Annotated in this window: 22 protein-coding genes and 2 pseudogenes; 13 read left to right on the top strand and 11 right to left on the bottom strand. The window is 65.2% G+C overall.

All coding sequences use genetic code 11. From position 1 onward, the window contains the following. Window positions 1–3 precede the first annotated feature (3 nt). From panB to QUE33_RS11450, 6 genes are read right to left on the bottom strand one after another with little or no spacing between them, the layout of a single operon-like run. Entirely contained in the window at window positions 4–843 is an 840-nt protein-coding gene (gene panB / locus QUE33_RS11430; RefSeq protein ID WP_286300159.1) for a 3-methyl-2-oxobutanoate hydroxymethyltransferase, read from the bottom strand. A gap of 25 nt (window positions 844–868) precedes the next feature. Beyond that, on the bottom strand, window positions 869–1294 hold the full coding sequence (gene panD, locus QUE33_RS11435) for an aspartate 1-decarboxylase (protein ID WP_286300160.1): 426 nt from the start codon (window positions 1292–1294) through the stop codon (window positions 869–871). After that, window positions 1294–2190: a pantoate--beta-alanine ligase gene (gene panC / locus QUE33_RS11440; protein WP_286300162.1), complete on the bottom strand. Its 897-nt coding sequence runs from the start codon at window positions 2188–2190 to the stop codon at window positions 1294–1296. Before panC ends, panD begins: the two co-directional genes overlap by 1 nt. Beyond that, window positions 2187–2969 carry a Rossmann-like and DUF2520 domain-containing protein gene (locus QUE33_RS11445; protein ID WP_286300164.1) on the bottom strand — a complete coding sequence of 261 codons (783 nt, stop codon included), beginning with the start codon at window positions 2967–2969 and terminating at the stop codon, window positions 2187–2189. Before QUE33_RS11445 ends, panC begins: the two co-directional genes overlap by 4 nt. 29 nt (window positions 2970–2998) lie before the next feature. Continuing rightward, window positions 2999–3223 (bottom strand): ribonuclease HepT family protein, encoded by a 225-nt coding sequence (locus tag QUE33_RS16235; protein WP_350226457.1) that lies wholly within the window; start codon window positions 3221–3223, stop codon window positions 2999–3001. Between the two features lie 35 nt (window positions 3224–3258). Then, on the bottom strand, window positions 3259–3627 hold the full coding sequence (locus QUE33_RS11450) for a VOC family protein (protein ID WP_286300166.1): 369 nt from the start codon (window positions 3625–3627) through the stop codon (window positions 3259–3261). Window positions 3628–3688: 61 nt separating this feature from the next. Between QUE33_RS11450 and QUE33_RS11455 the strand changes: the two genes are divergently transcribed. The 11 genes and pseudogenes from QUE33_RS11455 (at window position 3689) to QUE33_RS11505 (ending at window position 15546) form a co-directional block, all read left to right on the top strand. Continuing rightward, complete coding sequence (locus QUE33_RS11455) at window positions 3689–4138, top strand: MarR family winged helix-turn-helix transcriptional regulator (RefSeq protein ID WP_286300167.1); 450 nt, start codon at window positions 3689–3691, stop codon at window positions 4136–4138. A gap of 32 nt (window positions 4139–4170) precedes the next feature. Next, window positions 4171–5142: an SDR family oxidoreductase gene (locus QUE33_RS11460; RefSeq protein WP_286300169.1), complete on the top strand. Its 972-nt coding sequence runs from the start codon at window positions 4171–4173 to the stop codon at window positions 5140–5142. 261 nt (window positions 5143–5403) lie between these two features. Then, the gene (locus QUE33_RS11465) at window positions 5404–6297 is read left to right on the top strand and encodes a hypothetical protein (RefSeq protein WP_286300170.1); all 894 of its coding nucleotides are present in this window, start codon (window positions 5404–5406) and stop codon (window positions 6295–6297) included. A gap of 197 nt (window positions 6298–6494) precedes the next feature. Next, window positions 6495–7712, top strand: coding sequence for a DUF6361 family protein (locus QUE33_RS11470; RefSeq protein ID WP_286300172.1), 1218 nt, complete (start codon window positions 6495–6497; stop codon window positions 7710–7712). A gap of 19 nt (window positions 7713–7731) precedes the next feature. Next, a complete protein-coding gene (locus QUE33_RS11475) occupies window positions 7732–9474 on the top strand; it encodes a phospholipase D-like domain-containing protein (RefSeq protein ID WP_286300174.1) in 1743 nt (580 codons plus the stop codon). Further along, a complete protein-coding gene (locus tag QUE33_RS11480; RefSeq protein WP_286300176.1) occupies window positions 9471–11285 on the top strand; it encodes a DEAD/DEAH box helicase family protein in 1815 nt (604 codons plus the stop codon). Before QUE33_RS11475 ends, QUE33_RS11480 begins: the two co-directional genes overlap by 4 nt. Then, window positions 11230–12561 (top strand): helicase-related protein, encoded by a 1332-nt coding sequence (locus QUE33_RS11485; RefSeq protein WP_286300178.1) that lies wholly within the window; start codon window positions 11230–11232, stop codon window positions 12559–12561. The genes QUE33_RS11480 and QUE33_RS11485 overlap by 56 nt, the downstream gene beginning before the upstream one ends. Window positions 12562–13146: 585 nt before the next feature. Continuing rightward, a pseudogene (locus tag QUE33_RS11490) lies at window positions 13147–13296 on the top strand (integrase core domain-containing protein); the annotation flags it as partial. An 87-nt stretch (window positions 13297–13383) separates the two neighbouring features. Continuing rightward, window positions 13384–13692: pseudogene (locus tag QUE33_RS11495) on the top strand (transposase); the annotation flags it as partial. A 106-nt stretch (window positions 13693–13798) separates the two neighbouring features. Next, the gene (locus QUE33_RS11500; protein WP_286300180.1) at window positions 13799–15109 is read left to right on the top strand and encodes an ISL3 family transposase; all 1311 of its coding nucleotides are present in this window, start codon (window positions 13799–13801) and stop codon (window positions 15107–15109) included. 62 nt (window positions 15110–15171) lie between these two features. After that, window positions 15172–15546, top strand: coding sequence for a hypothetical protein (locus QUE33_RS11505; protein WP_286300182.1), 375 nt, complete (start codon window positions 15172–15174; stop codon window positions 15544–15546). 277 nt (window positions 15547–15823) lie between these two features. Here QUE33_RS11505 and QUE33_RS11510 read toward each other — a convergent pair whose 3' ends face one another. The 5 genes from QUE33_RS11510 to QUE33_RS11530 all read right to left on the bottom strand — a co-directional run bounded on the left by QUE33_RS11510 (window position 15824) and on the right by QUE33_RS11530 (window position 18022). Continuing rightward, entirely contained in the window at window positions 15824–15979 is a 156-nt protein-coding gene (locus tag QUE33_RS11510; RefSeq protein WP_286300184.1) for a hypothetical protein, read from the bottom strand. Window positions 15980–16085: 106 nt separating this feature from the next. Then, on the bottom strand, window positions 16086–16418 hold the full coding sequence (locus tag QUE33_RS11515; protein ID WP_286300186.1) for a hypothetical protein: 333 nt from the start codon (window positions 16416–16418) through the stop codon (window positions 16086–16088). A 41-nt stretch (window positions 16419–16459) separates the two neighbouring features. Beyond that, complete coding sequence (locus QUE33_RS11520) at window positions 16460–17020, bottom strand: hypothetical protein (RefSeq protein ID WP_286300188.1); 561 nt, start codon at window positions 17018–17020, stop codon at window positions 16460–16462. Between the two features lie 138 nt (window positions 17021–17158). Further along, window positions 17159–17290, bottom strand: coding sequence for a hypothetical protein (locus QUE33_RS11525; RefSeq protein ID WP_286300190.1), 132 nt, complete (start codon window positions 17288–17290; stop codon window positions 17159–17161). Between the two features lie 81 nt (window positions 17291–17371). After that, window positions 17372–18022, bottom strand: coding sequence for a response regulator transcription factor (locus tag QUE33_RS11530; protein WP_286300193.1), 651 nt, complete (start codon window positions 18020–18022; stop codon window positions 17372–17374). Window positions 18023–18415: 393 nt separating this feature from the next. Between QUE33_RS11530 and QUE33_RS11535 the strand changes: the two genes are divergently transcribed. Continuing rightward, a complete protein-coding gene (locus tag QUE33_RS11535; protein WP_286300196.1) occupies window positions 18416–19519 on the top strand; it encodes a sensor histidine kinase in 1104 nt (367 codons plus the stop codon). Window positions 19520–19683: 164 nt separating this feature from the next. After that, on the top strand, window positions 19684–20424 hold the full coding sequence (locus tag QUE33_RS11540; protein WP_286300197.1) for a dienelactone hydrolase family protein: 741 nt from the start codon (window positions 19684–19686) through the stop codon (window positions 20422–20424). Window positions 20425–20480: the final 56 nt, after the last annotated feature.

The raw sequence follows: 20480 nt of genomic DNA on the forward strand, positions 1-20480 counted from the left end.
ACGTCACCGTTGCGTGAGCAACTCCTGCAGTCGCGCGCTCTCGCCCGGCGCCATGGCGTAGGTGTGCTCGGCGGCGGGGTAGGCGCGGTCGCGCACCTCGTCCGCGTACTGACGGATGCCGTCGATCGCGGCGGTGCGCAGGTCGGCGTACCGCTTGACGAACTTCGCCGCGGGCCCGCCGTAGATCCCGAGCAGGTCGTGGAACACGAGCACCTGACCGTCGGCATCCGCCCCGGCTCCGATCCCGATCACGGGGATGTCCAGCAGCGGCACGAGGGCCGCGGTGACCTCGGCGGGCACGGCCTCGATCACCAGCAGGGTGCAGCCGGCCTGCTGCAGCGCGAGCGCGTCGTCGATGACGGCGAGCGCGTCGTCGGCGGCGCGGCCCTGGGCGCGGTAGCCGCCGAGCGCGGTCGCGGTCTGCGGGGTGAGCCCCACGTGCCCGACCACGGGGATGCCGGCGGCGACGATGGCACGGGCGCGATCGACCGATGTCCCGCCGCGCTCGAGCTTGACCAGGTCGCAGCCGGCTTCCTTGACGAAACGCTGTGCGGTCGCGACCGCGACGGCGTCGGATGCCTCGTACGAACCGAACGGCAGATCGCCCACCAGCAGCGGAGCGGAGAGCCCACGCCGCACGGCTGCGGTGAGCATGATCATCTCGTCGACGGTGACCGAGACGGTGCTGTCGTAGCCGAGCACGGTCATCGCCGCCGAATCGCCGACGAGCACCATGTCGACGCCCGCCACCTCGGCGACCTGCGCACCGGGATGGTCGTAGGCGGTGACCATGACGATGGGTTCGCCGGCATCCTTCTTCGCGGCCAGATCGCCGAGCGTCATCCGGGCGCGCGGAGCGGATGCGTGCTCACTTCGTCTCCCTGCGGTCGCTCAGCGCATCGGATGACGCGGCCCCGGTCAGCAGCTGGTCGACCGCATCGTCGATCTGGATGATCGCGTTGGAGCGGTCGACGTGCACGACGACCGGCTGGTAGTCGGCGAGCTCGTCACGCGAGTAGTCGGCGTAGGAGATCACGATGATCGTGTCGCCGTGGTGCACGAGACGCGCGGCTGCGCCGTTGACCTGCATGGTGCCGGAGCCGCGCTCTCCGGCGATCGTGTAGGTGACGAACCGGGATCCGTTGTCCACGTCGACGACGTGCACCTGCTCGTGCGCGAGGATGTCGGCCGCGTCGAGCAGGTCGGGGTCGATCGTGATCGAGCCGACGTAATTCAGGTCGCTTCCGGTGATGGTCGCCCGGTGGATCTTCGACTTCAACATGGTGCGCTGCATCAGGCGCCGCCTTTCGCGTCGGTTCGGGAACGGATGCCGGCGGCGGCCGGCTCCGAAGTCAGGATGTGGTTGTCGATCAGCCGGGCAGCGCCGACCCGCGCGGCCACGGCCAGCAATGTGTCGCCGTCGACGCGGTCGAGGGGGCGCAGATCGTCGGCGCCGCGCAGCTCGAGGTACTCGGGGGTGATGCCGGCATCCGTCAGCACGCGCTGCGCGGTCGCGACGATCCGTGCCGCGGCCTGCTCCCCCTCGGCGTGCACACGCGCCGCGGCGTCGAGGGCGCGATTGAGCGCGGTGGCCTGCTGCCTGGCATCCGTGTCGAGGTAGACGTTGCGCGAGCTCATCGCGAGCCCGTCGGCGTCACGGACGATGGGGCACGCCTCGATGCGCACGTCCAGATGCAGGTCCTGCACCACCCGGCGCACGACGAGCAGCTGCTGCGCGTCCTTCTGGCCGAAGTAGGCAGCGTCGGGGCGGACGATGCCGAACAGCTTGGTCACGACCGTGGCGACGCCGTCGAAGTGGAACGCGCCGCGAGCGGCGCCGTCGAGCACCTCGGTGAGGCCCGAGACGTGGATGCTGGTGGCGAAGCCGTCCGGGTAGATCTCGGCGGGCTCGGGGGCGAAGAGAATGTCGACGCCCTCCCGCTCGGCGAGCGCGGCGTCGTGAGCTTCGTCACGCGGGTAGGCGCCGAGGTCTTCGTTCGGCCCGAACTGGGCGGGGTTGACGAACAGCGAGACGACGACGAGGTCGTTCTGCTCGCGCGCACGGCGCATGAGGGAGAGGTGTCCGTCGTGGAAGGCGCCCATGGTCGGTACGAGGCCGACGCTCTGACTGCCGCTTCTCGCCTCGGTGACGGCGGCGCGGACCTCGTCGATCGTGCGGAGGATCCTCATGCGGCGGCCACCCGGTCTGTGGCGGCACCCGGGTCTGCGGCGGCGCGCCGATCTGTGGCGGCGAGGTCGCGCGTGCTGGTGCAGAGCTGGTCGAACAGCGGGATGAGGCCGGGAGTCGCGGCGGACACGGCATCCTGCTGACGCTGTACGGTCGCGTCGTCGCCGCGCGCGATCGGTCCGGTGAGTGCGACGGCGGCGCCATCCCGGGTCCAGTTGTCGACGGTACGGGCGACGAGCGGTGCGAGCAGGGTGCGCGGGTCGCGGATGCCGGCAGCGAGCGCCACCTGCTCAGCGGCGTCGAGGACGGTGAGGACCAGATTCGAGGCGAGCGAAGCTGCCGCATGGTAGGTCGCACGGTGCACGTCGTCGACGGTGAAGGGGTGTGCTCCGAGCGCGTCGGCAAGCCGTGTGGCGGTGCGGAGCGCTTCCGGAGTGCGGCCGGCGACGGCAGCGCCGATGCCGTGGAAGACGTCGGGCGCCTCGGCGCCAGTGAAGGTCTGCAGCGGGTGGATGCTGAAGTCGACGTCATCGAGGTTCGTGGCGCCGGAGACGTGACCGACGAGCGTGGCGTGGGGTCTGGCCTTCGCCGCGGCAGCGGGGATCTCGGCATCCGGCACGCAGAGCAGAGCGATATCGGATGCCGGAATGCGATCCTCCCGACCGAACGGGCCCTGCACAGCGAACCCGGCGTGATGGAGCGCACCCGCGAGCACGCCGCCGAGACGGCCGGCGCCGATGAGGGCGATGGTCGCGAGGGAGGGTTCAGGGGAGGCGCTCATCTCGGGATGAGTTTCCCCTGTGACCGATCTCAGACAAAATCGGAGATCAAATAGCCTGGCGTAAGCGTCCCATGCTTGTCATTTCGACCTCTTGCAGTGCATCTGACTTGTCGGTCTGATCCGCGCTGATTTCTGCCCTCAGTAGAACAACGGCCTCCGTGCCGCTCAGCCTGCCCGAGTGCCAGCAGTCGTGGGAAGCTGACCGCGGCCGTGCGCCAGAGCAGATCGGCATCGATGCGGTCATAGTGGTGCACGACGAAGTCGCGCGTCCGCGCGGCGGCTCGCCAGGTCAGGCCCGGTCGTGAAGGGTGATCTGGTAGCCGTCGGGGTCCGCGAAGGTGAAGGTACGGCCGAAGGGCCCATCGATGGGGCTCGACACGATCGTGTGCCCATCGGCGACGAGGGCGTCGTGGATGGCCTGAGTGTCGGTGGCGTGGAGCCAGATCGCCGCGCCGATGCCGGGCTGAGGCGCGGATGCCAGATCGGTGCCGGGCACGACCTCTCGCAGGGCGAACGCGATCGGCTTCGTGTCGAACACGACGGCGTGGGGTGGGCCGGCGGGCGAGCGGACCAGGCCGAGGTACTGCTCGTAGAACGCCTGTGAGGTGGCGAGATCGCGGGCCTGCAGGGAGATGAAGTCGGGGCCGGTGACGGGCATGGTGTCCTCCTCGATTGATGTCAGTTATCTGACACAAACAAATATATGTCAGAATACTGACATGAGTCAAGCTGTGGGCCGCATCGATCTCGAGACCTCGATCGGCTACCTGTTGAAAGAGGCATCCAGCGCACTGCGGCTGGCGATGGAGGCGGTGCTGCGGCCACTCGGGATGACGATCACGCAGTACTCCTGTCTCGAGCTGCTCGCCCAGCGGCCTGGCCTGTCGAACTCCGAGCTGGCGCGGGGCACGTTCGTGACCCGGCAATCGATGAGCGTGCTGCTGCGGGCACTGGAGCAGGACGGCCTGGTCACCAGACCCGCAGAGCCTTCCGTCGGCAAGGTGCTCCCGGCCCGTCTCACGCCACGCGGCCGACACGTGCTCGAAGCGGCGAGCGCCGCCGTGCGGTCTGTGGAGCTGCGAATGCTGAGCGGAATGACGGATGCCGAGCAGGCGGTCGCTCTGAAGAGTCTGCGCAGCATCGTCCGCTCGCTGCAGGATGACGCGTAGACGGGCTGTGTGATCGCGCTAGCGTGAACAGCATGCGCATCCTCATCATCGGCGGCACCGGCAACATCAGCTCCTTCGTGACGGCGCACGCCGTCGCCCGCGGCTACGACGTGACGGTCCTGAACCGGGGGCGCAGCCATGTGCCCGATGGAGTGCGCGGGATCATCGGCGATGCGGGGGACCCGGAATCGATCGAAGCTGCCATCGGACCCGAGACGTTCGACGTGGTCGCGAACTTCCGCAGCTTCTCACCGCAGCAGGTGACCGACGACATCCGGATCTTCGCGGGGCGCACCGGACAGTACCTTTACATCTCGAGCGCCTCTGCGTATCAGAAGCCGATCGCACAGCTGCCCATCGTCGAATCGACACCGTTGCGCAACCCGTTCTGGCAGTACTCGCGTGACAAGATCGCCAGCGAGGATCTGCTGGTCGCCGCGTATCGCGAGACAGGATTCCCGATCACGATCGTGCGTCCGAGTCACACCTACGGCCCGTCGCTCATCCCCCTCGAGGGCGGATGGACCGCGCTGCAGCGCATTCTCGACGGTCGGCCCGTGCTCGTGCACGGGGACGGCACGAGCTGGTGGACGCTCACCCACTCACGCGATTTCGCGACGGCGTTCGTCGGGCTGTTCGGCAATCCGCATGCGCTCGGCCAGGCGGTGCACATCACCAGCGACGAAAGCCTCACGTGGGACGAGATCGCCCGGCTGCTCGCGCGACCGCTCGGGCGCGAACCCGAGATCGTGCACGTGGCATCGGACGCGATCGCGCGGGAGCTGCCCGAGATGGGCCCCGGACTCGTCGGCGACAAGGCCCACTCGGTGCTGTTCGACAACTCGCGTATCAAGCAGCTCGTGCCCGGATGGGTCGCGACCACCCCGTTCGCCGCCGGTGCTCGCGAGATCGTCGACTGGCACCTGGCCGATCCATTGCGACAGCGGATCGACGCGAAGCTCGACGCCGCATTCGACCGGCTGATCGAGAAGTACGGGAGGTGATCCCGCCTGCGGCACCGAGCCGCGCTGGGCTGGTCGTGAGCGCGAATCCGGACGGGTAGTTCTTCGACGCGTCCGATGCAATGTCGGACCCCCTCCCTACAGTGACTCCCAGCCGGTCCTCGCGGACCCCGGAGGCTCTCCCCGAACTCCGAACTTCGCGCCCGATTCAGGGCGTTGTTCGGCGTGCGCGCAGACCGGCTCCCTACGGCATCCGTCGTGGGGCAGGCCGGTGCTCCGCGCACCTCTCCGAAGGAGAAGCAGATGTCCATTCCCACCCCTCCCGCGGCCCAGCCGCAGCCTCCCGTCCCGCCGAGCGGAAACCCGCCGGCGCCGCCGACCGGCTACACACCTGGCATGCCGATGCCGCCACAGACTGCGGCGAAGAAGACGAACGTGCTCGCCCTGATCGCGATGATCGTGGCGATCGTCGGGTTCGTGTTCGCCTGCGTCCCCGGCGCGCTGATCGTCGGCTGGGTGCTGCTGCCGATCGCGTTCGTGCTCAGCATCGTGTCACTGTTCCTGAAGGGTGACCGCAAGTGGATGGGCGTCGTCGGGCTGATCGTGGCTGTCGTGGGGACGATCGTCGGGTTCGTCGTGTTCTTCGCCGTAGTCACCTCGGCGGTCGACGATGCATTCGGCAGCGGTGAGACGAGCGTCTCGCAGCCGCTCGAGCAGGATGCGGGAACCGCAGCAGATGCCGAGCAGGCGACGGATGCCGATGAGCAGACGGATGCTGCCGCAGAGGGCACCCGTGAGAACCCGTCCCCGCTGTCGTCGCAGATCAGCAGCGACGACTGGACCGTCGTGGTCAACAGTGTCAACGCCGACGGCGCGGCTGCCGTCGCCGAGGGGAACATGTTCAACGACGAGGCTCCGGCCGGGTCACACTACGAGATCGTGAACTACACGGTCACCTACACGGGTGACGACAAGGGCCTGGCCGCAGAGGTACAGGTGGCCATGGTGACCAGCGCCGGAAACGTGCTCAACAGCTACGACGCCATGGTCGTACTGCAGGACGGCTTCGGCCTGGACGAGCTGTACAACGGCGCATCGGCCACGGGTTCGGAGGCGTTCCTCGTGCCCGACGGCGAGACCGTGCTCATCCGGGTGACCCCGGGCATGTTCGCCGATGAGGTGTTCGTCACGCCGTAAGGCGCGTCGAACGACGGGAGCCGCTCGCTGGGGAGCAGGGGCTCCCTGTGAAGAGGGCTCTGCGGTCAGGAGGGGCTGACCGCAGAGCCCTCGGGGGCAGAACTTCACCCCGTTGGAAAGTTTGTCCAGCATGACTAGGCACCCGATAGGTTGAACGATATGAGCTTCGTTCGCGACTCCCTCGGCGGCGATGTCGCGTGACTTCACTGATCGCCTGGCTCGACGCGTCGAGCGAGGAACAGCGTCGGATGCGCGACATCATCCACCTCTTCGCCGACCGCGACAGTCGCGATGAGCTCGGACTCGGGCAGATCCGAGATGCGCTCAGTGATGCGCTCTTCCCCGGCACATCCACCTTGCATACACGCGCCCGTTATCTCCTGCTCGTGCCGTGGGTCTTCCAGGAGGCTGCCAAACGGCTCAATCCGACGGCTGAAGTCGATCGCATGGAGAGAAGACTCATCTCCGCCATCCACGATTCCGAGGACTACGCCGGTCTCCTCGGCATGCAGGCCGGCGCTGCACTCAAGACGCTCCCCTCATCGATCTACTGGTCGATGTTACGTCGGTACCGCATCCTGAGCGACTCCTCACTGAGGATGCAGGATGCCCTGATTCTTGATGGCCAGAGGCTGGGAGGCGACGATCTGAGTGACGCCACTCGTCACAGGTTCCACGCTTGGTCGTCGACGATGCCCCGTGCGCCCATCGGTTTCCCCACGGTCGTGGCGGGCGGTTTCGCGCTGAGACACGAGGAGGCCGCATGGCTCTGCGAGCGCATCCTCGATGCGGTGCCCGGCACCCTCATGGCGCACTTCGCCATCAATCCGCCGTCGCCTGACAGCCAAGCACCGTGGGCAGAGCCGTCCACACAGTACCTCTCCGGAGAGGCGAAGGCATACCTCGGTCATGCAAGGTCGTTCTCAGCGGTGATGCACGGAGCGCAACTGCTGTACAACCTGATGCTGGCCGAACAGCACCAAGATGCGGGATTCGACAGCGATCGCGACTTCGTCGCCACCTATCGTGATGAGCTCGACGTCTGGGCGGAACGATTGCCGGGAGACGTAGACGTCGAGATGTGGAACATCGAGGATCTCCTCGTGCGTGTACACAGCGAACGCGGCGCACCCGTGCATCCTCGTTCAGTGCGCTTTGTCCGCGACTGGCGCGACCTTCTGCGAGACACTCCGCCTGCGCACCTCCTCAGCCACCCAAGGGCTCGAAAACTGATCAGCGATCGAGAGAGGCACAACAAGGGACCGCAGGCTCGGCTGGGAAATCGTCGTCGCCTGCAATCGTGGGGTGGCAGCTCAGGGTCTGGGGCGATGACCTTTCGATGGTCTTCCGTCCGCACGATCCTGACTGACATCCATAACGGCCTCGACCGGGAGCCGGAGCCCGACGATGCTTGAACCTCAGACGCGTGCGACATTGACTGAACAGCTGACACCACCGACGGGGTATCAGCTGTCTCATGCCGTCGGCACGACGTTCACACTCGATCTTGCGACCGCGCTCAGCGTGCCGCTGTCATTCGCGTCACATCATGTGGCTGCGGACGATGACACGATCGGCATCCTGGATGCTGTCCGCCGGGTGGCGGACAAAATGGACATCTTTGCCCAGGCCGGTGAGATCTCGATGGGCGCAGCATCCGACCTCGTCGCACTGCTCGAGGAGTCCGTCCACCCCGTGCACGTGAACCACGGCCTTTTCCATCCCAAGGTCTGGTTCCTGGAGTATGCGGCGGGTGACCATCGCGCGTACCGTTTTTTGTGCGCGAGTCGAAATCTCACCGAGGACCACAGCTGGGACACCCTGGTGCGCCTGGACGGTACGTTCGACCGTGGCGTAACCCACGCCGAGAATGCCCCTCTGGCCGATCTGCTCGAAGCTCTGCCCCGCCTGGTGGTGAATCCGCTCCCTGCCGAACGCGCCGCCGCCCTCCGCGCGTTTGCCGATCGGCTGCGTGCGGTGAGCTGGGAGCTGCCCTCCAACGCTCACGCGCTCCGCTTCCATGCTCTCGGCATTCCCGGAGCCGATGTACCGGACTTCCAAGGCAAGCGGGCATTGATCATCTCTCCGTTCGCCACCGAAGACGGGCTCCGGCTATTGCGAAGCGACGTTCGTACGGCCACGCACCTGCTCTCGCGCGCGACGACCCTTGACGCGCTCCCCGCTGAAGCGATCGATGAGAAGTTGTCGACGTATGTTCTTGATGAGGCGGCCATCGGCGATGACCTCGATCCAGTCCGCCTTAATGGTCTCCACGCGAAGGTTGTGATCGTCGATCGCCGCGACGGTTCGCATGTGTTCCTCGGTTCGGCGAATGCAACCCGTGCGGCGTGGCACTCGAACGTCGAGGTCATGGTGGAGATCACCGGGCCCAGGTCCACGTTCGGCGTGGAGGCGACACTCGACGCGCTCGGCGACCTCAAAGAGGAGTACATCACGGAGGGAGGCGTCGAGGAGTCCGAGGAGGAGAGGGCGAAGCGACGTCTGGAATCGATGCTCCGCGACGTCGCAGCCGCTCACTTCACCGTGCGAGTCCTCCCGGGTGCGCCGCACAGTCTTCGGGTGTGGGCGGATGCCGGTCTTGCGGCGACGGTGGAACGAGCATCACGTGAAGGAATCTCCTTGCGGTGGCACCTTCTCACGCGCGCGGACCTCGGTGCGACGCTATTCGCACCGGATGAGGATGCTGCTCCGACAGTCACCGGAGTTCCGCTCACCGACATCACACCGTTCATCTGCATGATCGCGCGTGACGCAGCAGGCAATGACCGGCGCACCATCGTGCTGGCGGCCCTGCTCGACGACGTACCTTCGCGAAAAGACGCAATCGTGGCACGGCAGCTCACCGACCGCGCCTCGTTCTTACGCCTGCTGACACTGATGCTGGAGCTGTCTGGGAACATCTTCAACAGCGGCGAGAATAGCGGTGCGGCACAGTTCGCGTTCGGTGCGGCATCCGGTGATTCGGACGGATCCGGAGTGTTCGAGGCACTCGTCCGAGCCCTCGGGAAAGGCCACCAAGGTCTCGATGAGGTCCGCCGCATCATCGACTTCGTTCGAGAGAACGACGATGGCCGCAATCTGCTCCCAGACGGGTTCGATGTGCTCTGGTCGAATGTGTGGCGTGCATATACCTCGCTGAACGGAGCACGACGGTGAGCCGCGTCGATCTCCACGCGGTGATGAGTGGCCTGAAGTCGTTTCAACGCGACACGGTGAACCATGTGTTCGAGCGGTTCTACGGGCCCGAAAGTGATCAGGCATCCGGACGGTTCCTCGTCGCCGACGAAACGGGCTTGGGTAAGAGCATTGTCGCTAGAGGGGTCATTGCCCGCGCCATCGAGCACCTCGAGCACGCCGATGAGATCAACCGCATCGACATCGTCTACGTCTGTAGCAATGTAGATCTTGCGACGCAGAACCTCCGACGGCTCAACGTGACTGGTGACGAACACATAGGGATGACGACACGCCTGACCATGCTCGCGCGTGAAAGCAAACGCCTGAGCACCCCGTCGAGCGATGGTCACAAGAAGGTGAACCTCGTCTCGTTCACACCAGGCACGTCGTTCAGCGATGGCGGCTGGCGTCAGGGCGCCGCGCCGGAGCGCGCGTTGCTGACGATCATCCTCGATGAGCGCTTCAACGAGACCAGCTCGGATCGGCGCATCACCCGGATGCTCATGCAGGGGACTGTGCGCAGCCGTGGAAACTTCGAACGGTACGTGCAGAGACTGCACGAAGAGCTGAAAGGCCCGCCGGACCCGGTGATCGTCACTGCTTTCGAACGACTGATCCGCGCCGACGGCTCGCTCGAGATGTTCCTCACTCTGCGCGAGGAACTGCGCGGCAAGCACCGGCTTCCAGGAGAGTTGTGGCATCGAACGCAGGAGCTCACTTCACGGCTCCGCAGCGCACTGGCCAAGGCCGGCGTCGATACCCTCGAACCGGATCTGATTATCCTCGATGAGTTCCAGCGCTTCCGAGAACTGTTGAACCCGGAATCGGGAGATGCTGCCGAACTTGCGCATGCGCTGTTCAACCACAAGGATGCACGGGTTCTGCTTCTCTCCGCCACGCCATACAAGCCGTTCACCAACGCTGACGACTCCGACGACGACCACTACCGGGACTTCCTGGCGACCGTGAAGTTTCTCGCCGGAGGCCTCGCCGGTTCCGAGAAGCCGGTCGCCGACGCATTGGCAGCGTATCGACGCGCGCTCGTCACGGATCAGGATGCAGAATCCGCCGCGCTCGAAGTGAGAAACCAGCTGCTCCCCCTGATGAGCCGGTACGAACGACCACCTATCGCCACGAACGAGGACCTTGTCCAGGTGCGGGAGTTGGCCACGGAGACGCCCAGCGTGATCGACCTTGCAGGCTGGGCAGCACTTCAGAACCTGGGCGCAACTGTCGACACACCCATCGACGTGGAGTATTGGAAGTCGATACCTTACTTCGCCAGCTTCATGGACGGCTACAAGCCCGCCGAGCGCACCCGGCGCCTGCTGGCAGAGGGAGATGCATCGGTCGCGCAAGCCCTCGCGCGAACCCGCACCCTGGATACCCGCGCGGTCGAGCGATTCGACCCCATAGATTTCGGCAACGGACATCTGAGGGCGCTGGCGCGCGAAACCGTCGAGAATGGCTGGTGGAAGCTCCTCTGGATGCCGCCGACGATGCCGTATCTCGAACCAGGCCGTTTTTTGGACCCTTATCGGATGGCTCCGTCACCAAGCAGGTGCTGTTCTCCGCTTGGAGCGCCGCACCGACGTCCGTCGCTGCACTGCTCAGCTATGAAGCGGACCGTCGCGCTGCCGGGGATAGGTCGATATTGCGTGCCAACACCCCGATGCACGCAAAGCCGTCAGTGCTCGACTGCAATATCGGCTCGCCGACGGGCAGCCTGCCGCCATGTCGACGCTGGCGCTGTTCTGGCCACACCCTGGCTTGGCCGCTCGCAGCGATGAGCTCGATGTCGCACGCGCGCACCGTCGTCTCTCCACGCCGAAAACGTTCATCGAGTCGTTCGGCCTCGATGACGGCGCATCAACAGAGCATGTCTGGGATGCCTTCTTCAGCATCCCTGGCCTCCTGCCGCCCGAGATGACGGACATCGACGCTGAACAACTTGCTTCCCTCGACGAAGACGACGAGGAAGCCTCACGCGGCCTGACCGAGCACGTTAGGCACGCGCTCGAAGCGCAGGGTTCAGAGCAGTTGTCACACCCTGACCTTGCTGAGCTCGCGGCTTTCGCCCCGGGCAGCGTCACGTTTCGTGCGTTGCGCAGTGCTGCGGGGGCAGCGAGCACTGATTCGGGGGTGTGGCGCAGCGCTTTCGTTCTCGCAGAGGGGTTGCGGTCGCTGTTCAACCGCACCGAGACGATCGCCCTACTGACGACGTTGTACGGTGATGCGCAGCACTACTGGAAGAGTGTGCTGGCGTACTGCGCCGACGGGAACCTACGCGCGGTGCTCGATGAGTATCTGTTTCAGTTGGCCAGCGAGTTGGGTACGACAGAGCTGGATGACTCTGCGCTGATGCTGGTCGCTCGCCGAGCAGTCGACGCGCTTTCGCTGCGTTCCACCCGCTATGTCGCACGCGGCAATACCGGTGACCGGCGGGATGTCCGGTTCACCGCGCGATTCGCCGTGCGGTACGGAGGCAAGCAGGAGTCGGCGGACGAGAAGGCCGGTGTTCGGCAGGGCGAGGTGCGGACATCGTTCAACAGCCCGTTCGCACCCTTCGTTCTCGCCTCGACGAGCGTTGGACAGGAGGGGATCGACTTTCATTGGTGGAGCCACTCCGTGATCCATTGGAACCTCCCGTCAAACCCCGTTGATTTCGAGCAGCGCGAAGGTCGCGTGAACCGTTTCGCTGGACACGCGGTGCGGAAGAACGTCGCTGCGAGGCACTGGGATGACGTACTGGCGTCGCATGATCCTCACGCATGGCGGGCCGCCTTCACTGCGGCAATCCAGTCCGAGAACGAATTGGGAGAGTTCTCACCGTGGTGGATGTACCCGGGCCCGGCGCGGATACATCGCGTGCTCACGCATTATCCGCTCAGCCGCGATATCGCAAAGTACAAGCGACTCCGTTCTGCGCTGACCCTGTACAGGCTGACCTTGGGGCAACCCCGCCAAGAGGACATGGTCGACATGCTCGCTCGGCGAGGCCTCGATGCGACAGAACTGCCAGTGATCGACCTGCGGCCACCGAGTAGTGCAAATGCTCTGCACTAGCTAGCCGGGGAAGCGTTGCACGCGCTGCTGGAGTGGGAGAAGCACGCGATCGTGGCTCTGGCTGCCGAGTGGGAACGGGTCGATCTCTCGCACCGCAAGCTCGCCCACCGCGGTTCCCGCCTGGATATGGTCTACGTGTCCGAATCGTCCGTACTGCGGGTGCTCACCGACGCCGGGGTGCGGCTACCCGGCCTGCCACGGACCGCGCCGCGGGAACGCACACCGTTCCCGGACTGGGCGGAACTGGTCCCCGGGGTTGTCTGGGTTTACGATTTCACGCACTTCTCCGGGCTTCCCGGATGGTGCGCGATCGCGGTCGGCGCCGTGGTCTCGAAGAAGTGCCTGACGTTGAACCTGACCGCTGAGGAAACCTCCACCCAGGTCGAGGCCGCGTTCATCGACGCGCTCACCGTCGACGGGAAGGCGTGGCTGCTCGGCGACGAGGAGTTCGTCGCCGAGCTCGCGACCGGGCACGTCTCCGATCCCGAGCTGGACCCCGACGACGACGGCACCGGCGCGGTGCCGGTGCTGCTGGCCGTGTCCGACAACGGGCCCCAGATGACCTCGTCGGTGACGGCGAGGTTCATGGCCGTCGCCCGGATCGGGCAGCACTTCGGCCGCCCGGGAACCCCGAACGACCGAGCCTGGATCGAGTCGTTCTTCGGACACCTGAAGACCGAGAACCCGCACCTGGACCAGATCAGCGACCCCGCCGCCCTCCGCGCCGAGCTCGAGCACTTCCGGGAGCACTACAACACCGTCCGCCTGCACGAGGGCATCGGCTACGTCACCCCCGACGACGAACACGTGAGCTGCGCGAGTAATTCGGACCGCGGGTCGCAATTCAGGTCACGGAAATTTCGTAAGGCGTTGAAGAAGCACAAGCTGCACGGGTCCATGGGCAGAGTTGGTGCCTGCGGTGATAATGCCGCGATGGAGTCCTTCTTCAGCTTGCTGCAGAAGAACGTCCTCGACCGGCACCCATGGGCCAGCAGGCTTGAACTACGCCTCGCGATCGTCAGCTGGATCGAAGGGGTCTACCACCGCAAGCGTCGACAGCGACGACTAGGGAAACTGACCCCGGTCGAGTTCGAGACCATAATGATGGAAGCCGTCGCCCTGGCGGCATAAACCGGCTCTTCGCAGTTGAGGGTGTAGGTGTGCCAGTTCGCGGATAGGGGTCGAGGTCTTCCAGGATGGAAGTTCTCACACTGCCCATCTGCTGAAAGACCTCGACGTGCACCACGCTACCTTCGCGACCCCTGACCTGACGAAGTTCTGCCGTCTGGATGAACTCGGCCTGGTGGCCGTCGGGCAGCTGATCGGCCCGGAACGGGCGGTGATCGAGTGTCGCGTGACGGATCCGGACCCGTGGTGCCAGGGCTGCGGGTCGCGTGCTCTCTCGCGCGGGAGCATCGCTCGTCGCCTCGCGCATGAGCCGTTCGGACACCGGCCGACGACGCTCCTGGTCCGTCTCCGCCGCTACGCCTGCACGGGGTGCGGGCGACGCTGGCGAGAGGACGCCACGGCTGCGGCTCCTCGGCGGGCGAAGCTGTCTCGTGGCGGGATGCGGTGGGCGTTGGAAGCGCTCGTTGTGGACCATCTCACCGTCTCCCGGATCGCCGCGGGTCTCGGAGTGGGCTGGCACACCGCCAACGATGCTGTTCTCGCTGAAGGCCGCCGGCTGCTGATCGATGACCCGTCCCGGTTCGACGGTGTCCGAGTGCTCGGCGTCGATGAACATGTCTGGCGTCACACTCGCAAGGGCGACAAGTACGTCACCGTGATCATCGACCTCACCCCGGCCCGCGATAAGACGGGCCCCGCACGACTGCTGGACATGGTCGAGGGCCGGTCGAAGGCAGTGTTCAAGCAGTGGCTCGCCGCCCGCCCGAAGGCCTGGCAGAGCGGGATCGAGATCGTCGCGATGGATGGGTTCACAGGGTTCAAGACCGCCGCCGCGGAAGAGCTTCCCGACGCGGTCGCTGTCATGGACCCGTTCCATGTCGTCCGTCTCGCAGGCGACGCTTTGGATGTGTGCCGACGGCGTGTCCAGCACGACATCTTCGGTCGACGGGGCAGGCGCAACGACCCGCTCTACAGGTCCCGCCGCACCCTGCACACCGGCGCTGGTCTGCTCACCGACCGGCAGGCACAACGCCTGGAAACCCTGTTCGCTGACGAGCAGCACACCGCAGTCGAGGCGACCTGGGGGATCTACCAGCGCATGATCACCGCCTACCGTGAGCCCGATCGCAAGCTCGGCAAATACCTCATGCAGTCCGTCATCGACGCCACCAGCTCGGCAGTCCCCACCGGCCTCGAAGAGATCCGCAAGCTCGGCCGCACGCTGAAACAACGCGCCACCGACATCCTCGCGTTCTTCGACCGACCCGGCACCAGCAACGGACCCACCGAGGCCATCAACGGCCGCCTCGAACACCTCCGCGGCAGCGCGCTCGGCTTCCGCAACCTCACCCACTACATCGCCAGATCACTACTCGAAGCCGGCGGATTCAGACCCCACCTACACCCTCAACTGCGATGAGCCCATAAACCCCGGGCTCAACCGAACCTTCAGCAGACCCATCCCCGCCCGATGCGGCCGAGATGCGACACGAAGCCCTCGCAGCACGCCGCGCACTCACGCTGAAAGAAGCCGTGGAGTTTGCGCACGTCAGCATGGGCACGATCAACAAGCGCATCTACGACGGCACGCCCCCACTTCAAGCAGCAGGGTCGGAACTGGGTCACCCCGCCGATCTCATCGCGGTCTTCGGTCCCGTCCAGGCCATGCCCGCCGGCGTAACCCACGGCAACCTCACGCCCGGCGCGCTGATGGTCTGGGCCGAACGCGTCGCCGAGTCCGCCCCGCCGCTGACCAGAGACCAAGCGAAGGTCATCCTCTCCGTCTTCCGCGAGAGCTTCGAGGCCATCGCCAAAGAGAATGCAGAGAGCAGGACGCGCTTGGACGGCGCGGCCTGACCACTCTCCACTTGCCTGCGCGCGTACGCGAGAGAACCCCTGCAGCTTCGGCTGCAGGGGTTCTTGCTTTCTGATGCCTGAGACAGCGATGAGTCTGACCAGACGGCTCGACTCGATGCGGCCTCAGTGCAGGGTGATTCTGGCGCCGATGCTGCTGGTGTCCTTGCAGATGTTCAAGAATGCTACACCTAGGGCGAACACGGCCGCGACGACACCAACCACGGCAGCTGCAGGAAGACCTGCGAGGGCCAGTGAATGCGCCGAACGACCATGAAGCTCAGGCGTCGGCCTCGCCCTCCAGTAGCCGCACTGCGTTCCTGAGCTCGTCGTCGAAATGCACCCACGCGAGTACCTGCCGCTGGGCTGCATGCGGGTAGATGGTCAGCTTGATCGAGCACGGCAACTTCATCGGCCCGGAGATCGCCAGCAGCATGGCGGAGGCTGGTGCGTTCCTCGTGTCGGCCCTCGCGGCCTACGATGCGAGGGCCCGTCGCGTCGCCGAGATTCGCCTGAACGAGACCTGTCCCCCACAACATTCATCAGCGCCCCTGGCGCACCGCCACGATCGTGACCGTGCCGCCAATCAAGAGGCCTGGCCCGAGCATCGAGAGAACGGCCATCAACGCTCCGGGCCACACAAATACGAGAACAACAGCAATGATGGAGACAACGGCGCCGGTCCAGAGCATCGCAACTCCGATGTTGCGGCGCTCACGTGTCCGGTCGACTTCGAGTGCGTTCCTGTTCCCCCTGCTGATGATCAAAGCAAGTATCGTCGCGGGGAGCGCACCAGAGAATGCCACTGCGGATGCCAAGAGTGGGCGTTCGAGCGCCGTGAGTGCGAGTGCCGCCCCAATTGTCACGATGCCCACGCCGATCATGAGCAGGTTGAGTGGTCGAATTCGATTCGATGTCAACATTGTGCTCCGACCCACACGAGAAATGCATCAACGCCAAGTGAGTACATCGTCGCCAGGACGATCGCTCCCGCCGGGGCCCCTGGACCGAGCGCAACGACTGCGGCGATTGCCGCAGCCCATCCACCCGCGTGGATCACCCCAGCGACCCACACGAGGAATGAGCATGCGACGCTACCCGATGAGGCGACTGCGGCGCTCGATCGAAGCACTGCAAGCTCGGAACTTGAGTCGCTTGCACTCACCGCAGACACTCTCGCTGCCTGACCCGTGAGTCCATCAGCAGCTCCAGCTTCGATCCGCGTCTTCTGCCCGTTGGCGTCGCTGATGATTGCACCACCGTCGAAGTAGTCGATCACGACCAATTCGCCGCTTACGACAACCTCGACGTGGTTCCCTTCAGCTCTGATGATTTGAGCATCAGGAACGACACGCGAGGTCTCTGACACACCGGCTTGTGCAGGCGCCTGATCAGTCGCCATCGCGCTGCCCCCTCCTCCGAATAGGACCGTTGCAATCAGCGCCGTCGTGACGACAATCGACACGGACTTCTTCATGACCTTCTCCTTCCGAAACCTTCGTGCTGCCGAAGCTAACGCCCGCAGAGACCAGTGACAATGCGCAGTCCACGACCATACCCCTGGGGCTACAAACGGGACGGGCCGTGTTGAAGATCAGTGCAGCATCCTGTTCGTTCACAACCGGCGCGAGAGGATTGTGCCGATTCCAGTGATCACGCCAGCGACGAGCGGCAGCTGTGCCCAGGAGAGGGTCGCGCTGAACGAGTCGGAGCCACGTTCTAGCTCGGCGAGGGCGTAGGCAGTCATGGCGCCCCCGACAGCACAGCGCGCTCAAGGGCACGGGGTGACCGTAGCCCTAGGGCTAAAGAAACCATCCGTGGCATCCGATCACAGACTGATGATTCCGAGTGCGTTGGCTCGAAGGATGATCTGGAGGCGGTTCTCGACACCCCAGAGGTGGTTGATGTGACGGATATCGGCTTTCACCGTCGCCTCGGCGTAGTGGAGTCCCTCGGCGATCTCCGTGTTCGAGAGCCCCTTTGCGATCAGCTCGACGACCTGATACTCGCGATCACTGAGAGTCGGAGCTTCGGGAGATCGCTCGTCAACCGCCTCAATGGCACTGTGCACGAACCGCTCCTGGATCTCGGGCGAGACGACGCGGTCGCCGGCATGGGCCGCGACGATGGCGGCGATGATCTCATCGGGTGTGGAGTTCTTCACAAGGTACCCACAGGCCCCAGCGTGGAGCACTTCGAGGGCGCGCCATTCTGTGGTGAAGGTCGTCAGCGCGACCACTCGGCAACTCGGCTTCCACTTGAGGACGCGACGCGTGGCCTCGACACCGCTGACGCCGGGCATCTTGATGTCCATGAGGACGACATCGGGGCTCGTCCGGCTGCAGGCCTCGACGACCTCGGATCCGTCCATGGCTTCTCCGACCAGGGTGACACGGTCGTCGCCGGCGATGAACGCGCGTAGCGCGTGCCGTACCAGGGCCTCGTCATCGACGACGAGAACACGCACGGCCTGGCTCACTCCCACACGCTACCGCGACGGTGAACGCCGATCCATAGTCCCAGGGCTATGGATCGCCAGCCTCGCGGACGTGCAACGTAATGTGGAACACATCCACGTTGCGAGTCGACGCCGACCTCGCAGCTCGACCACGAGGAGTCATCATGTTTCTGCTGAGCACCTACGGAGTCGGCACGTTCATCAGCACCGCGGTGGTCGCCAACGCGGACCTGGCCGAATGGCTGTGCAAGATGCTGAGGATCTGTGCTTGAAGAGCGCGGAGCTCCGAACTCCGACCGGGAACTGATGCTCTCGGCCACCCCACCGACATCCCTCCGGCGCATGCTCCGTTCGCGGGAGTTCTGGAAGCAGCGACCCCTGCACCCGATCGCGCGGATCCTGCTCATCGTCGTCGTGAGCGTGCTCCTGTGCATCGCGACCGGCTTCATCATCACCACCGGCCACTTCACTCGTGCCGACATGCTTGCGCTCATGCTGTACTTGGCGATCGCGGCGTTCGCGTGGCATCCACTCACCGCGACGTTCACAGTCCTAGTGATCTGCAGCCTCGGCGCCGTGCTCACAGGCAGCGGCGGCGTCCTTCTTGAGCTGGCGGTCGCTCTCGGCCTCGTCGCGTCGACGTGCGCGCCGTGGGTGATCGCACTCCACGTGCTCGTGCTCAGCGGATTGACCACAGACATAGCCCTCAACGGCCCGTCACTGACCGATGGGGGCGTCTACGGAATCGCAGGCATCGCGATCATCGCGTTCCTCGCAGGTCTCTCGTTCCGAATCGTCACCACGCGCGAAGCCATCCTCATCGCGGAACGTACCCGCGTCATCGCAGACCTTGAAGGGCTTGCCAGCGAAGAACAAGAGCGGATCGCAGACGAGCTGCACGATGGGATCGCACACGATCTCACCCTCGTCCTGTTCCATGCCCGGGCGCTCCCACGTCAACCGGATGAGGCCGCGCGACAGGTGTCGCTTACGACCATCGAGGATTCGGCCGAGAAGGCGCTGCAGAGCATCCAATCGCTGTTGACGTTGATGCACGAGACGAGGCCTTACGGCCCCGAAATGCACCCGGCTCGGTATGACGGAGACGTGATTGAAGCCGTGAAGTCGTTGGGCGCGCTGCTGAGAGACGCAGCGATCCCGACGAGGGTGTCCGTTCCACAGGTATCACTCAACGCCGCACCGGTCGCAGAACGAGTCCTCATCAAGACGGCCATCGAAGCCGTGACGAACATCCTCAAGCACACACCCAACTCGGTCTCCGCAAGCCTCGACATCTCTGAGAAGCCAGGATTCATCGAGCTGGTGGTGAAGAACGCGGCTTCGCGGACCGACTCGCGCGCTTCGGCCAACTCCAGTGGGCGCGGGCTGCTGCGCTCGCGTCAGCGACTCGCTCAATGCGGAGGCAAGCTGGAAACAGATCTGAGTTCGGGGGTATGGCTCCTACGGGCAAAGATCCCTGTTGTGCCAGCTGTCCCAGTCGCCCACCCTTCCGAGTAGGGTCCAGGAATGCACACCCCCTTCAGCATCCATCGCGTCCCGTTCGATCGAACGGAAGTCGATGCCTGGGCGTCCACCCACGAGAACTTCAGCAACTGATCCGTCGTGTACGTGCTCGACAGCACCCCATCAGCGTAGGCTCCCACCAGACGAAGGAGCCGTCCATGCCCATCAGCCGTATCGAGATACGCACCGCCGACGGCGTGGCCGAGGCCCTCGTGGCCAGACCAGATGCCGACCCCACGACCAACCTGCCCGGGGTCCTCTTCTATATGGACGCTTTCGCCCTACGTCCGCAGATCGAGACGATGATGCAGCGCATCGCCGACTGGGGCTACGTCGTGCTCGCACCGAACGTCTTCTATCGCAGCGGCACCATCGACGACATAGCTCCCACGGCCGACCTGCGCATCCCCGAGAACCGCGAGGCCGCGTTCGCGACCATCGCACCGATACTCTCCGCGCACACCTCCGCACAGGCCGCGACGGATGCCGACGCGTACATCGCCACGCTCGACGATCTCGGCGCGGATCCCATCAGCACCACCGGCTACTGCATGGGCGGCCGCCTCGCGTTGCGCGCCTCAGCCCGGCATCCGGAGCGGATCGACGCCGTCGGCATGTTCCACGTCGGCGGGCTGGTGACGGATGCCGAAGACAGTCCGCACCTGAGCATCCCGAACGTGCGTGCACGGGTACTCGCCGGCTACGCCGACCACGACCGCTCGATGACCCCGGACGCCATCGCGACCGTGGACGCACTGTTCGAGGCATCCGGGATCGCCCACGACACCAGCATCCGTTCCGGCGCCCCGCACGGATACACGATGGCCGACACCTCCTCCTATGACGAGGCCGCAGCGGAGTGGCACTTCACCCGGCTTCGGGAGTGGCTCGCGGGGTGAGGCCGGGGAGAGGCATCGCCCCACTCGCCACCACTCCACGGAACCTTCCGCAGTGA

Origin of the sequence: Microbacterium suwonense (assembly GCF_030296555.1) — a bacterium.
GTDB lineage: Bacteria > Actinomycetota > Actinomycetes > Actinomycetales > Microbacteriaceae > Microbacterium > Microbacterium suwonense.

What these genes read in the sequence shown, in the direction of transcription:
- QUE33_RS11540 (WP_286300197.1), top strand. Translation starts at nt 19,684, where the DNA reads ATGCCCATCAGCCGTATCGAGATACGCACCGCCGACGGCGTGGCCGAG.
- QUE33_RS11525 (WP_286300190.1), bottom strand. Translation starts at nt 17,290, where the DNA reads ATGACTGCCTACGCCCTCGCCGAGCTAGAACGTGGCTCCGACTCGTTC.
- QUE33_RS11520 (WP_286300188.1), bottom strand. Translation starts at nt 17,020, where the DNA reads ATGAAGAAGTCCGTGTCGATTGTCGTCACGACGGCGCTGATTGCAACG.
- panB (WP_286300159.1), bottom strand. Translation starts at nt 843, where the DNA reads ATGACGCTCGGCGATCTGGCCGCGAAGAAGGATGCCGGCGAACCCATC.
- QUE33_RS11460 (WP_286300169.1), top strand. Translation starts at nt 4,171, where the DNA reads ATGCGCATCCTCATCATCGGCGGCACCGGCAACATCAGCTCCTTCGTG.
- panD (WP_286300160.1), bottom strand. Translation starts at nt 1,294, where the DNA reads ATGCAGCGCACCATGTTGAAGTCGAAGATCCACCGGGCGACCATCACC.
- QUE33_RS11510 (WP_286300184.1), bottom strand. Translation starts at nt 15,979, where the DNA reads ATGCTGCTGGCGATCTCCGGGCCGATGAAGTTGCCGTGCTCGATCAAG.
- QUE33_RS11505 (WP_286300182.1), top strand. Translation starts at nt 15,172, where the DNA reads ATGCGACACGAAGCCCTCGCAGCACGCCGCGCACTCACGCTGAAAGAA.
- QUE33_RS11455 (WP_286300167.1), top strand. Translation starts at nt 3,689, where the DNA reads ATGAGTCAAGCTGTGGGCCGCATCGATCTCGAGACCTCGATCGGCTAC.
- QUE33_RS11450 (WP_286300166.1), bottom strand. Translation starts at nt 3,627, where the DNA reads ATGCCCGTCACCGGCCCCGACTTCATCTCCCTGCAGGCCCGCGATCTC.
- QUE33_RS11485 (WP_286300178.1), top strand. Translation starts at nt 11,230, where the DNA reads ATGTCGACGCTGGCGCTGTTCTGGCCACACCCTGGCTTGGCCGCTCGC.
- panC (WP_286300162.1), bottom strand. Translation starts at nt 2,190, where the DNA reads ATGAGGATCCTCCGCACGATCGACGAGGTCCGCGCCGCCGTCACCGAG.
- QUE33_RS11465 (WP_286300170.1), top strand. Translation starts at nt 5,404, where the DNA reads ATGTCCATTCCCACCCCTCCCGCGGCCCAGCCGCAGCCTCCCGTCCCG.
- QUE33_RS11445 (WP_286300164.1), bottom strand. Translation starts at nt 2,969, where the DNA reads ATGAGCGCCTCCCCTGAACCCTCCCTCGCGACCATCGCCCTCATCGGC.